The sequence below is a fragment of the candidate division KSB1 bacterium genome, from assembly GCA_016214895.1.
Lineage (GTDB): Bacteria > Electryoneota > RPQS01 > RPQS01 > RPQS01 > JACRMR01.
In genome coordinates, this window is sequence record JACRMR010000003.1 from 124,809 (window position 1) to 139,636 (window position 14,828).

5 protein-coding genes are annotated in these 14,828 nt (G+C 59.2%); 4 read left to right on the top strand and 1 reads right to left on the bottom strand.

Annotated features, from left to right (window positions below):
* The first annotated feature begins 169 nt into the window (after positions 1 to 169).
* From HZB60_02600 to HZB60_02615, 4 genes are all read left to right on the top strand, one after another.
* Positions 170 to 394, top strand: coding sequence for a hypothetical protein (locus tag HZB60_02600; protein ID MBI5058655.1), 225 nt, complete (start codon positions 170 to 172; stop codon positions 392 to 394).
* 499 nt (positions 395 to 893) lie between these two features.
* Entirely contained in the window at positions 894 to 5,246 is a 4,353-nt protein-coding gene (locus tag HZB60_02605; GenBank protein ID MBI5058656.1) for a LamG domain-containing protein, read from the top strand.
* Positions 5,247 to 5,425: 179 nt separating this feature from the next.
* Entirely contained in the window at positions 5,426 to 9,490 is a 4,065-nt protein-coding gene (locus HZB60_02610; GenBank protein ID MBI5058657.1) for a right-handed parallel beta-helix repeat-containing protein, read from the top strand.
* Positions 9,491 to 10,006: 516 nt separating this feature from the next.
* The gene (locus HZB60_02615) at positions 10,007 to 10,960 is read left to right on the top strand and encodes an NmrA family NAD(P)-binding protein (protein MBI5058658.1); all 954 of its coding nucleotides are present in this window, start codon (positions 10,007 to 10,009) and stop codon (positions 10,958 to 10,960) included.
* A gap of 194 nt (positions 10,961 to 11,154) precedes the next feature.
* Here the strand turns inward: HZB60_02615 and HZB60_02620 are convergent, their stop codons facing one another.
* Complete coding sequence (locus HZB60_02620; protein MBI5058659.1) at positions 11,155 to 14,493, bottom strand: trypsin-like peptidase domain-containing protein; 3,339 nt, start codon at positions 14,491 to 14,493, stop codon at positions 11,155 to 11,157.
* Between the last annotated feature and the right edge of the window lie 335 nt (positions 14,494 to 14,828).

The following is a 14,828-nucleotide window of genomic DNA, read 5'->3' on the forward strand; positions in this document are numbered from 1 at the left end:
CGCAGCAGGTGCGTCAAATCCTGCACATCCTGTGCCGTGCACCCCTGTCGGGGCGGCTCCGCGACCTGCCCACTGAACCGCACGTTTGGAAGCGAGCCCTCCGCGAACCCTCCCCAGCGGGTCATCTGCCGCCATTTACCGCCGCGTGTAAACCTTGGTCGGGGCGACCGTGGATTCGTTCTTCGATATCTTCAACTCAGTGGAGCTGCCACCGCGGCGGATCTATGCCGTCGTCGTGACGACCCCGGCCTTCGGCGGTGGTGGACACGGGGGCGGGCTGACGAGTGCAACCCGCGAGTGGCTGTCGCAACAGACGGATCTTGAAGTGATCAGGACCGAACTTGACCGTCGCAAGATCAAGTTCCGGATGGTCACCAGCGCCGACGAACAGTAACGCGTCGGCTTGGAGGAGCACGCGCGGAATAGTCTGTCCCCCTACAATGAGAACGGATACACAGCAGGGCCTGCAAGCAAATCGCTTGCAGGCCCTGCTTCCTTCTGCAGGCCGGCGGCGCGGTGATCGCCTCGCACTATTGAAGCTTGACTCTCGACGATTAAAGCCCCCCTCCGACACACCCGCCTACCACCACCCTACCGCAGCAGCATCAGCCGCTTCGTCTGCGAGGGTTCTTCCGGTTCCGGGCATTCCAGTAAGCTCCGGATGCGGCAAGGGGACAGCGGATTCGACTCCATGAAGCGCTCGGTCGAGTGAATACGTTCAAATTCACCAATGATGTAACTAATCGTTAACAATTCGACTCTTTGAGAAATAATGCGTTCACAAGTGACTATGGCTTGACACAGAAGCGGTTTACCATTATATTTGTGTATCAACTATGGTGCTACATGTCAAGAGTGTGAAGAAGGAGAAGGTTGTGAATAGTTTCTCAAAGATGTTACTAATGTTGCTGATCACGGCGGCAGCGGTGGACGTGGTGTGGGGGCAAGATGACTGCGGCAGCCGTGCCATTGTCACGGGTTTGCCCTACGTGTCAACCGGTAGTATCTCAGAAGCGGCACACAATTTCGGGGGGGAATCACCCTGTCCGCTGGGTGGTCCGGATGTGATCTACGAGTTCACCCCGCTGGTCTCCGGAGCGTATTCGGTTTCATTATGCGGGAGCCAGTTTGACACTTTCCTCTATGTGCGATCTGGCGGTCTTTGTCCCGGGAGCGTGCAAATCGCTTGCAATGACAACGGCTGCCACGCCCCTGCCGATACACTTACTTTGCCACAATCCTACTTGGATCTGCCGCTGGCTGCGGACTCAACTTACTTCGTTATCGTGAGCAGAGCAGATACATCCACTAACGGGGACTATGTGCTCAGTATCTCGCTGCAGAACCAGGGTGACAACTGCGCGTCAGCAATCGCAATTGATTCACTTCCGTATCGTGCGAGCTGGACCACCATCGGAGCACTTGACGACTATCACTGTGGGGGCAATACAGCACCGGATGTCATCTACAGTTTCACACCCGATCAGTCTGGCATCTACGCGGTGACCAGTTGCGGTTCTGCCGGCGCTGTCAGATTGGAGACCCGTGTGGGCGGTTCGTGTCCCGGCAACTCTCAGTTATCGTGTGCTGACATCGGTTGCACCCTGAACGGGGACACGATACCAACGTATTACGTTCAGCTTGACCTTACCGCAGGGTTAGATTACTATGTTATTGTGGACGGTGCAGACGGTCAATCGGAAGGCAACTTCTCCATTGGAGTGGTGCCGCTCGGTGCGGAAGATCACATCGTTTGCCCGCCCGGTGAGAGTTTCTTCGAGTCAAGTTCATTCCCAGCCGAATGGGCGAGCTACATCAGCAATGATGCAGGTGCTACGTGGAGCCAGGGGTATCACCCCGCACGTCACGCTATCATGACGTATCCAACCTACGATCCAATCCTCGGCGGCACCGTGCTTCCCTGCACGCGCGAAGGGACTTACGGGATCCGGCTCGGTAATGACTATACCAATAATGAAGCCGATGGGCTGAGCACATACTTCACGGTCTCCGCGGCCGATCCGATCTTGCGATTCAGTTATGCCTTGGTTCTTCAGGATCCAGGCCACTCCGCATCGAGTCAACCCACCTTTTCGTACACAGTCTATACAATGGGCATGCCCTGGCCGGTGACAATTACCTCGATCGTCAAAGGAGCTGACGCGAATGATCCGTATTTCATCTTGGCAGCATCTACACAGGGGGGTACCGTTGTCTATCATCCATGGGAGTGCGTCGCTGTTGACCTGAGTGCATATGTTGGGCAGACCGTCTTCGTGGACTTTCGCACCGCGGATTGTTCGCTGGGAGGGCATTACGGTTATGCCTACATCGACGGTTTCTGTGACTCCGGTTACCAACCGGTTTTGACCATGGCCGACACTGTTTGCGACGATGATCCCGAGTTCTGGGCGGACGGAAGCGCGACTACCGGCGAAATCTCCCACTTCTGGTCAGTGGAGCAGTCAGATGAATTCGGTAACCGTTACCCGCTAACAGAACGGTCACAGTGGTTCGTCGGCCAGCAAGCGGGAGTCAAAGATCTCAAGTCCTTCTATCTTGGCTTAGGCGGAACCTACATCTGCAATACGTGGTACCGGGCAACGTTGGCGCTATGGGACGGGGGATGCTTTGGCTGGCGATCGACGGAGAAGCTCTTCTTCGTGGCTTGCTGCGGTCCCGGCTGCTGCTGCTACTGCGACTCGCTGAACCACACGTTCCAGGCCATCACGACGTTTGCACTCTGCAATCAGCTTGCTGGTCTGTGGACGCCTAACAGCACATGCGGCTCTCCCTGCGTCTTTCCCGAACACGTCAAAGTGAATTCGATCCAGGCGCCCGAATTCTCGTGCGTAAATGGCGTCTTCAGTCCCACCATTTTTGACTTGACCGTTCAGGTCCACAACTCAGCGCCCTACTATTGCGATGTTAGCGGCGTGCAGCTCAGCGGCGGGTCAGGACCGGGGGGAGTCGTCATTCCCCTCACTCCCCTCTCCACGAGCTTCCTGCTTGCCCCGGGAGGAACACAGGTGGTCACGTTACCCGTTCAATTGACAAGTATATTCCCTTCCGGCGGATGCGTCAACGTGACGATTAGCATCACTTCGTCCTGCTGCGAAGCTGATTCGGACTACTGCATCAACATTCCTCCCTGTCCGTGCCCGTTCCAAGACTACGAGACGCAACACAATGTCGAGAGTTTCAACAACTCCTGCGAAACGATTGAGGCGTCGATCGGCTGCGGTACCTATTGCGGGACCATCGTTTCTGCTATCGACGTGGACTTTTATCGGATCTCGACGCTGAATCCCTTCCCTGGGCACTGCGTCGAGCTTGACGTGAATGTGTACGGCAATGATACCCCGACCGAATACCCCTACGGCAAGGGACTCAATCCCCGCGTCTCCATCTACCATTCGATGCCCGGAGGGATGTTCGGATTGACTTGCGCATCCTTGTTAGCCACGGACGATAGTCTCGGAGTCGGAAATGACTGCCAAATTGCACCCTGTGTCAATCCGCTCCCGGAGTATTTTATCAAGGTTGAAGGCGAGGGCGGTAGTTCCGGCCCCTATGTTCTCGACATCCAGTGTCACAGCTGTGACTGCTCGCCGGCCTGCGAGGACTCCTGTGACAACTGGCTCACCGACTTGCAGAACTGGTGGCCGCTCGACGAACTCGCGGGGACTACGTCGGCGGACGTGGCCAGCAATCGTGACGGCACCTGGCAGGGAACGCCGACGCCAATTCCGGCGGTGGTCGGCCCGCGGGGCTTGCTGTTCAACGGCTCCAACGACGTGCGTTCCCCAGACCATCCGTATAACAACGTGAACGACGGTTCCTTCACGCTCGATTGCTGGTTTGAGCAAAGCAATCTCTCCCCCGGCGCCGAAAGCATTGCCGGCAAGGAAGACGATCAGGGCGGATTCCAGCTTTACGTCGAAGACAGCCAGCTCTGCTGCCGGGTTAACGATGCCGTGGGGAATCCCGTTGCGGTGAAGTGCGGACCGAATATTTCTTCGGGTGTATGGTACTTTGCCGCGATGACATTTGAAAAATTCAACAGCGGGATTGGAACGGGCATTCTCCGGTTGTACGTGAATGGCGTGCAATGGGGCGGCATTGTTGTGACCACCCAGGGTTCGCTGGCCAGCGCGGGAACGTACTTTGGTATCGCATCCACGCAGGTTACGGGCTTCGGCAAGTTCAACGGTGCCATCGACGAAGTGGAACTCTTCCGCCGGGCCCTGCGCGCTGATGAACTGCTCAAGATCTACAATAGCGGCTCCGTGGGCAAATGCAAAGAGTACTGCCACATCACCGGCCCGTTCAACTGGAACGGGAGTGTCGCGCAGTACACGCTCACACTTTGCAATTCCGGTCCGCAAGCCAACTATTCATTCCTGTTAGGCGGCGTAACGCCAACTACGCCGGGCTGCGCCTACATGCCCCCGACCGTCCTTAGTCCGTCCGGTTGGCAAGGCTCTTATCCGCTCCCGAGCGGCGGAAACAACTGCCAAACCTTCACGATCAACGTGACACTGCCGGCGGGAATCCCGCTCTTCGAGTGCGCCTGCTTTCAGGTTGAGGTACTGAACGAGACCACTGGAGATATCTTCTGCTGCGAGCACCAGCTCTGTAACTCGCCGTTCGAGGGTGACACCGGCGGCGATTCCAGCCTCACCGGCAGAATCGGCGTCCCCGTCGGCAACGACAGCACCTACTCGCTGCGCATAAAGAAAGACCTCGATATGTTATGGAGCGGATACGGGCGGCTGCGCGAACAGGCGCCCGATGCATCCACGCCGCGTGTCCGCATCAGTGGTGCTTCGCCCGGTGTGGCATTCCCCTTCACGATTCCCGATCTGGCCTTGGGCGATTCGGTGGTCATCCCCTTCACCCTCGAATTCACGAGTCGCCAAGCGGTCGCCGTACACGACCTCGTGATCGAAGTTGATCGCGGCGACGGCGAGTGGGTTCCACTGCACAACTACTGGTTGCAGAGCCTTGACGATTCGCCGCCCCCCACCGACGTCACGAATCTGGTCATCAAGAAGATACTTGAGGCCATCAAGAAGCTCTATTGGCCCCCGGTAGCGGGTGCCGCGAGTTACGCGGTGTATTCGTCGCCCGATGTCACCGTGGATCCGTTACTGTGGACGCTGGAGGGCATGACCTCTGACACGACGTTCACCGACTCCACGGACGGCTTGCGCAAATTCTACTTCGTTCGCTCCGTGAATTAGCGGATCGAGTTTGAAATCGACCGCCATCACCCCTGCCGCTCCGGCGAGCGGCAGGGGTGAATTGCGCGGGTGCGGTAAGATTGCCCCAATTCCCTCAATCTTCATTGCAAGGTAGCGTGCCATTACCGCTGCCGCTTGATATGTTGGCTGAAACTATCCATGCCCGCGGAGTGTATCTCATGACGCACACCATTCGCATTCTGTTTGCTCTCGCGGTGCTGTTCGCGAGTTTGCCCGCCCGCGCGATTACGACCAGTTGGACCAACGCCACCGGTGGCTTGTGGTCGGTCTCGGGCAATTGGGGGCAGGGCACGCCCGGTCCCAACGACACCGCTGCGATTCAACTCAACGGTACTTATTCCGTGACCGTGGATATCCCCGTCACGGTTGAAGCGCTCCTCCTCGGCGGCGCCGGCGGAGTCCAAACGCTGGTCGTGAATAGCCCGTTCACCTGCGGCCAGACCGCGGTCGCCTGCTCCGTCGGAGTCAACGGGGTGCTTGATCTGTGGAGTCTCTTCACCACCGCCACCTCGGCTCCCGTCGGCCTCATGAATCACGGACTCATTCAGGTGCGGACCGGGACGGGGAGCTTAACCCTGTCAACCACGCGCCTCGACAATTATGCTTCGGGCATGCTGATTCTCGAAGGCTTTTGTGTAGTAGGTGACGTCACCACCGTGCGGAACTATGGATATCTGGGTACTCTCGATGTCGGCTGCCTGATCGACGGCGATGTCGAGAATCTCTCGCCCTCCGGCATCGTCTCGATCGACGGCTTCCTCAGTACACACGATTTCCTCAATGAGGCGACGGTTCAGGTCAGTCAGGCCTCTCAGCTCTTTCTGGACTCGCTGGATACCGGCGCCGCCGCGACATTGAATAATGACGCAAGCGCCACGCTCGAACTCTATCCCGGGTCGTCAATCGATGGCCGCTCCACCGATTCCGGCGAACCGGCTATCGACAACTTTGGCCGCGTGTCTGTCATCGACACGTTGCTCGTGGACGACTGGGCCACCGTACTCATCCCGTTCTCCCAGTACCCGCCCGCTGGGATGTTGTCGCTGCTCTCCGGGAAACTGGAATTGACGGATACGACCTATCTCGACGATTCCACGCGTGTCTCCGCGTCCTGCACACTGAAAGTCCACGGTCTTTCCCTGCCCGGCACGGCGGAAACGACGGGCGGCGGAGTCATCCAATTCGCGGGAGATCCGGCGAACCTCGCGGGAACCGCCCCCTACGTGCGCGGTACCTGGGGCTTCACCGGCTCGCTTTATGTCACCGCGGCCGCGTCATTTCCGACCACGGTGGACTTCATTGCCGACGGCGGACCGACGATCGTCAATCTGCGCTCGCTCGTTTTGCCCGATCCGCTCTCGCGCTTCATCGCCCCCGACATTCCTGCGGCAACGGTGCGCATCGATTCCATTCGGCATTACCGTGGCCTCTTGAACGGCCTGGTCGAGCCGCAAGACTACTATCAGTGGGCCGGCGGCACTCTTACCGCCGATTCGGGCACGGACTTCCTGATTCCTTTTGGTGCGACCCTGCTGCTCGATTCCTCGATCTCCAAAACGCTCGACGGCATCGCGCTCGTCGTCGAGGGCAGCGGGACTCTGGCCGGATCGGGAGTGTTGACCTTGACGGACTCCGCCCGCCTCGCCTCCCAGCCCACGGGTACGCTCAGCTTTGAAACCGGCTTCGAAATGACCGGCATCGGCGACTTCTACAATTCCGGCCAATCCGCGTTCGATGCGCAGCCGGACACCATTCTCATCGACGTGTTTGTCGAGAACACCACGGTCTCCCGCACACCCGGCACGATTGACGTGCTCTCGGGCAAAGTCGTGTGGAGTGGCAGCGGATCCAACAAGGGCACGATCACGATCTACGAAGACGCGACTTTAATCATCTACGGCAGCTTTGTGAACGAAGTCAGCGGCACGATTCAAGGCACGGGCACCCTCGACATCACCGAAGCGCTATTCACGAACCGCGGCACGATCAGCCCCGGTCTCTCGCCCGGCGCGCTGACCATGCTTGGGGATGCCGTGCTGGACTCCGCAGCCGTGCTCCGCGTGGAACTCGCCGGTCCGATTCCCGGTACGCAGCACGATCAGCTCCTCTGCAACGGCGCGCTGCAGCTTGGCGGCACGCTGAATCTGCAATTCCTGAACGGCTATATTCCTCCGCCCGGTGCGCTGTTCCCGCTGCTCACCTACTCCGGCATCACCGATAGCTTCGCGGCGATCACCGGGACCAGTATCGGCAACGGGCAGTTCCTGGAGTTTGACTTCGGCCCGACCGGGATGACCGGACTCCTCTGCGAGGGCGTCTCCAATTTGACCGTACCTGCTCTCCTTTCGGACACGATTTGGCAGGCGTCCGCTCCCATTGACACGCTGGAGTTTGACATTTTGAATAGCGGTCAATGTCCGCTCACCTTCAGCATCACGGTCGGAGCCCTCAATCCGCCGTCGCCCAACTGGCTTTCCGTTGTGCCGTCGAGTGCAGGAACGCAATTCAGCCCGTTACGGAGTGCAAAGACGGCGAAGGAGCTGCTTCGCATCAACACCGCAGGTGGACCGACCGGCACCTACACGGGTTCGATCACGATTCATTGCAACGACCCGGACGACTCCGCGCACGTGGTCCCGCTGACGCTCCAGGTAATCCACGGGCCGGATGTCTGGGACATTGGCGGAGGTAGCAATGATTTCGCGAACTTCACTCAGGCGGTAAGCTATCTGGATTCCACCACCATCAGCTATCCGCAGCTCTTCAATGTCTATCCGGGTACGTTCGTCGAAACGGTCACGCTGATTCCCGTCGCGGGAGCTTCGGCGACAAATACGGTCACGTTTCGGCGGAAGCTCATGGATGAAGAAAGTCCCCGCCTGCAATCTCCGGTGGCCGCGGTACTGCGGTTCAAGGGTGCGGATCACATCATCTGGGACGGAATCGACATCACCCATCTCGGAACCGGAGCAGGCTCCGCGATTGTGGACACCGCCGGAGCGGATTCCAACGTCGTGCGCAACTGCACGCTGACCAATGCTCAGACGTCGGCCCAGACACAGGGAATCTTTGTGCGCAGCGCCAGCGGTCCGACCACGACCAACGACTACAATCTCTACGAGAACGTGACCATCGAGGGCTTCACGACCGCCGTGCTCCTCGGATCGGCAACCGGAGTCGTCACGTCGCAATCCGGAAATGTCGTGAGCAACTGCGTCATTCAGTATTGCGGCTCGGGCGTCGTCGCCGGATGTCAGAACAAGGCCCGCCTTAAGAGGCTCAAGATTTCACTATCACATCCCTACGTGTCCACGGTCAAGGGAATTGAGATCGGGCAGCTGAACAACGGCGATACCGTTCGTGTCCAGTCCAACGAAATCCACGATCTGACCGGCAGTCTGGCCTACGGCATCAATCTCGTCACCTTCAATACCAACAGCATGGTCTGGGTGTACAACAACACGCTCCATAGTTGGAATGCGGGTCTCTGTCAGGCCATTGTCGTGAACGAGGGTTCCCGCGCGGGAGTTCACTTTAACAGCATCTATCTGAACGAGAGTCCCGCGGCGACGTTCTACTACGGCATCGGCGGCGGCGGCACCTCCAACTGCACGATCTCGAATAACATCATCTTCAGCGACGCCACCGGCGACACCTCCATCGCCATCGCCATGGGCTCGTTAGTGAGCTTCACCAGTGACCACAACTGCTTCTATGGCAGCGGATCGCGCTATCTTGTTGGCCGTGTCTTCACGACATCATATCCGACATTCGCCTCGTGGCAGGCCAGCGGTCGCGACTCGAACTCGCTCTTCGATCTGCCCGGCTTCGCCGGTTCATCGGACCTGCACATCGACGGTTACTACACGACCTGCGATGCGCAGGGCGTCCCGGTCACCGGCATCAGCACCGACATGGATGAACAAGCGCGTAACGCGCTCACGCCGGACATCGGTGCGGACGAATTCACGACCTTGCCCGGACCGGTCACCGGCCTCGTGATCGCGCGCGCGCCCTTGAGTCAGAATGTGCGGCTGGACTGGTCTCCGGTGGCGGGTGCGCTCAGCTATCGCGTCTATCGTCACACCGATCCGGCTGCGCTCGCACCGGTTGCCACCCAGTACAGCGGCAGCGCGTCAACCACCACCTATCTTGATCCCGGCGTCCTGGCCACACCGAATCTGAAATTCTTCTACCTCATCCGCGCATCGACTCTCCCGTAGTGCCGCCCGCCCGTCCGGCATCGGAGCGTTGGTTCTCCCCCCACATCCTGTGGGGGGCCGGGGGGGTGCGCGTCTTCGCGCATCGGGAACTCTCGTCCGGAATCGGAGCGTCGGCACTCCCCCCACATCCTGTGGGGGGCCGGGGGGGTGCGCGTCTTCGCGCATCTTTTGCTCGCCGAACACGGATTTCTTCCCTGCCGGAATGATTCGCGGCGGCACTCGTCTCCAAGTGCCCCGCTCTTCCGCCGAGCGCGGATTCCTTCCTCGATCAGCTCGCCGAGCACGGATTCCCTTCCCTGCTGGAATCTCGCTCAACCAATCTTCCGCCTCGGGTCCTTCCCCAGTTTCTGGGGAAGTTAGATGGGGTCGGATCTCCTCCCGGCGCACCCCACGACCCGCACCGTAGAACCCACCTCCACAGTCTCCCCCCGGAACCTCCACCTAAAAATCGGAGTATTATTGTCGTATTTCACACGAATGCGAATAAGTTAAGTTCAACCGATTGAAAGGGTTACAATGCCTGAACGGAAGTTGATTGCGGTGACAGGTGCGACCGGCGCCCAGGGCGGCGGGCTGGTTCGGGCCATTCTGGCGGACAAGTCTGGCCAATGGACCGTGCGTGCGATCACGCGAAAGCTCGATTCTGACAAAGCCAAGGCCCTCGCGGCGGCCGGCGTCGAAGTCGTGGCCGCGGATTTGGACGATGTTGATAGCCTGACAAAAGCCTTTGCCGGTGCGCACGGAGTCTTCTGCGTGACGAATTACTGGGAGCATTTCTCGGTAGAAAAGGAGATGCAGCAGGCGAAGAATCTTGCGGCGGCAGCGAAACTTGCTGGCGTCCAGCACGCGATCTGGTCCACACTCGAAGATACTCGCGCCCTCGTTCCGTTGAGCGACACGCGCATGCCCACACTGCACGAGAAGTACAAAGTCCCGCATTTTGATGGCAAAGGCGAGAGCAACCGGTTCTTCAGCGACGCGGGCGTACCGACGACCTGGTTGAACACGTCCTTCTACTGGGAGAATTTCATCCACTTCGGCATGGGACCGATGCGCGGACCGGATGGGGTGCTCGGCATCACGATGCCCATGGGTGACACGAAGCTGCCCGGCATTGCCGCGGAAGACATCGGCAAGTGCGCGTTTGGCATTTTCAAGAAGGGCCATGAGTTCATCGGCAAGACGGTCGGCATCGCGGGCGAGCATCTGACCGGAAACGAAATGGCCTCAGCCCTCACAAGAGCGATCGGCCAGCCGATTCGCTACCATGATGTCCCTGCGGATGTCTATCGCGGATTTGGCTTTCCCGGTGCGGACGATGTCGGCAACATGTTTCAGTACAAGCGCGACTTCAACGCGGATTTCGTCGGCGGTCGCAACCTCGGTCTCGCTCGGTCGTTGAATCCGGAGTTGCAGTCCTTTGAGACCTGGCTGAAGTCGAACGCGGCAAACATTCCGCTTCCGCAGTAGGCTCTGCTCGCCGAGCGGGGACTGTGTCCCTGCCGGAATCTCGCTCAGCCGGTGTTCTTCGCCGCGCGGCGCGTTCCCGCGCCTCAGCCAACAACACAAACGCGCGCCGTCACTTCCCGGGAGGTGACGGCGCGCTTATTAACGTGCACACAGCGACGCGGCGCGGATAGACGAGCATCCTGCTCGTCCGATCATCAGTTCCTCGTCGGCGCTTCCTTGACCGGCACCGGCGGCGCGACCGGTGTGAACAGCGGGTCATCGGCGGCAACTCGGGTCGGCCCCTGCACCGCAGTGGCCTTCGCCAGCGCGCTGAGGTCACGCGGCGCAACGGCGTTTGCGGCGGAATAATTTTCCACGATCACCCCGAAGAAGTAGCTCATGCCGAGATTGAAACACTCTGGGCAGGCGTACGAACTCCCCGTAACGTCCGCGTACAGATGCTCTGGAGCGAACAGATCATCAGGTGTCGGCGACGCGTAGATGTGATAGACATCGGCCGCGCGCGCCGGGGCGTCCCAGTTGAACAGGACTTCGCCGGCGCCCGCATTGATCTGCACCACGACATCGACAATGGGGTCCGGCGCGACCACACACGGGGTTCCCGTCACGTTGAGCGCGTAGTTGCCATAGTAACTGAAGAAGCCGTGCACCAGAATTTGATAGTTCGTATTGGCCTCGGCCTGGAAACTGGCCGTGCTTTGAGTGGTGAACAAACCGCCGCAGAAATTGTCATCATCGCAGGTGATGAGCGGGGCAATGTCGGGGCAGACGCCGCCGAAGATTCCGATTTCAGTGTCGAAATCGGAACCACAGAGCGAGACCGTCACCATCTGGCACGTCGGCAGGCTGAACTGATAGACGATTTCCGGCGATAGCGCGGGACTCGAACAATTGGTGTAGTTGGGATTCAGGCACGAGGTACTTCCGTAATCGGTAAACGGCAGCGCCGGAATCTGAATCCCTGTGCAAACATCGCCGAGATGCGGCAACGCATTCGGATGAGTTTCCAGGTTAAACCAGAACGGACCTTCGGACACATCGTAGAAGCCACCGACGATAATGTAATACGTGCGATTGGCATCGGCTCCCCATGTTGCATTACTCTGCGAACCGCAGGCATCGTCATTGATGGCCACGATCGTCGAGCCGGGGCACGGACCGCCGGTGCGGATCTCCACCGCGGTATCGAAGCCATTCATGCCGCAGGTGCTGAAGGAAAGGTTCTGACACGTCGGGGAGGTATATTGAAAGAATACTTCCTTCGACGACGCGCCATAGTACGTCGCGAAGTCATCGCGCGCGGGCCGCGTGTCCCCCGTGCTGTAGGTTGGTACGTCCGGTAGCACGAACGGCGAGGAGCAGTCGTCATTCGCAGCTTCGAGTTGAAACGACGTCGTGCCCTCCGCGCCATTGAAGCCGTCGATGTGGAACCAGTACGTTGCGCCGGTCTGCGGGAAGAAGCTCACGCTGCTGCCCAAGCCGCAGGCATCGTCATTGCAGCCCGCGCTGGACCCGCCGCTGGTGCAATTGCCGCCGCGAATAACTTCCAGCACCGTGTCGAAGTTGGTATTGCAGGTCTTGGCGCGCATCTGCTGACCGTAGTTCGCAACCCAGTTGTACACGACGTCACTGCCACCGTTCGGCCAGCACGAGGAGACATGGTCGTCCTGTGCGCAATAGTTGTCGGTGAACGTGAAATAGGGCAAGGCGCCGACCGTCGTCCCGGGACACAATCCCGTCGGCTGCACGGCGACCGGCGCGCCGGTAACCGAGAAGCTGTAGTTACCGGACGACGATGCGTAGCCACTCACCCAGACCGAGTAAAGATGTCCCGACAATGCCGTGAAGCTGAACTGACTTCGCGTTCCGCAAAAATCGTCATTACCGCCTTCGGCGGCGCCCGACCCGTCGCAGTCCGGTGTCGTGCGGTAAACGTAGATCTTGGTGTCGAAGTCGGCGCCGTCGCAGGTGCTCACCGTGATCGCATAGTCGCACGGGAATTGCAGCGTGTACACCACATCGGGTGAACTCGAAGACTGGCCATTGGCCGCGGCCCATTTCGTGCTGCCGCTATGGGCGTACGGAACGGCCCTAATCAAGGGCACGCCAGGCATGCCGCAACTGTCGTTCGGCGGTCCCACCGGTTGGAACGCGTCCACCCACGTTGCTCCGGTATTCGCGGGATCGAGCCAGTCGCGCAGTCGGCCCAGCGCCGTGCCGTCGCCTTCCCAGCTTGTGGCAATTTTACCGTAGCTGCTGATGTCCGCGGTCTCGACCACGCAATCGGACGCACCTCCGTGAAGCTGTCCCACCACGCGATGGTTCTCGTCAAACAGCGGCGAGCCTGATGATCCGCCTTCCGTGATTCCGCCTTCCCATTCCACCGTCCAGTGAGTATTCGGTCCGACACCGTTCCAGTCGTCGCTGACGGCCGGCTCGATGTCATAGGAGCCTTTCTTCACATCGCCGGCGGGATGGTGAACTCCGGTGGACGACAGGGGCGCGATGTCGTTGCGATCCCATCCTTCAAAGCGGGGTATGAACGGCCCCTCGGGACGCGGCCTGGACAGCCGCAGCAGCAGGAAATCGGACGGCGCATCGCGGGCTACTGTGGTCGCGTTGGAAATGGTCAGGGAGGTCGGCCCATCCGTCGTGGGATTGCACTCCGGGCTTTCGTATTCGAAGTAGAACAACCAATTCGAGATGTCCGCTCGCCAGCAGTGGTCAGCGGTGAGAAAGTTCGCGGCCCCATCTTGCGCCGTACTATTGAGCATGACTCCTGAACACCAACGACCGAACGCCGGAGCGAAGATCATCGCCACGGAATGCTTTTCGTCCTGCCAGGCCGGGAGGCAGCGAATATTGAATTCGCACGCCATCGCATCACCGTAATTGTCGAGCGGATTCGCCTCGCGCGCCGTCTGGTTGAACATGTTGCGGTAGCCGTGCAGCACATTCTGAATCGCCAGCTCTCCTTGATCCGCATCGACCGGGACAAGATACTCGAGCGTTACCGCTTCGCCGGTCGTAAACGGCGTGACATTCGTGCCGTCCCAATTGTCGATGTAGGTGTAGGGGCCGAGCACCTGCGAGCGGTCATCGTTGTAGAGATAGAGTTCGCAGGGCTTGTGCAAGGTCCACCTGTCGTAGTGGAGACATAGGTCGGTGGCGCCGGGCGAAAGGATGCGCAGTCGCCACAGTCGATCGCCTGAGGGCAGCGTTTCCCAGCTTCCCGAATTGTTCAGATTCAAGTTTGCGGCCAGTGGAACGGCGCTGCGAAACGGAACGTCTTCACCGCTGAGTTGAGCGGCGGCGAGTTCCGCTTCATCTTCCGCGATGAAAACCGCATTATCCACGCGGGCCATGGTAGCGGCGGTGACTTGGGACTGGCGACCGAGGCTGATGCTCGGCAGGCGGACTCCGGCGCTGGTTTGGCAAAGTGCGGACGAACATAGCGCGAAGGTCGCGCAGACACCGGCCACCCCCGCGATGAACACTCGTGAGACACATACGGATAAATAATTCCTCTTCATGACGTACCTTCTGTTGGGGATTTGAATAACCGGGAATCCAACTCTAAGAGCTTTCGCGGTTAATATGATAAGATACGGAGAATTTACAGATAAGCCTAACGAAGCACGTAATTCACAACAAGATACACTTATGTAACACTTAGTTTATTTCTGCTGAATTCTACTCGCTCATCCATCGAGTCGTCGCAAAATTTGCACTCTCACTGCGGCAAACACGATAGCTCTGCCCAATAGACGCCTCCGTCAAATTGCAGGTCCGCCCGCTATTTCGTATCTTTTCCTTATAGGTCGAGGACGGCTTCGCCTGCCCGCGACCGCCGGATGGGGTGCCCCAC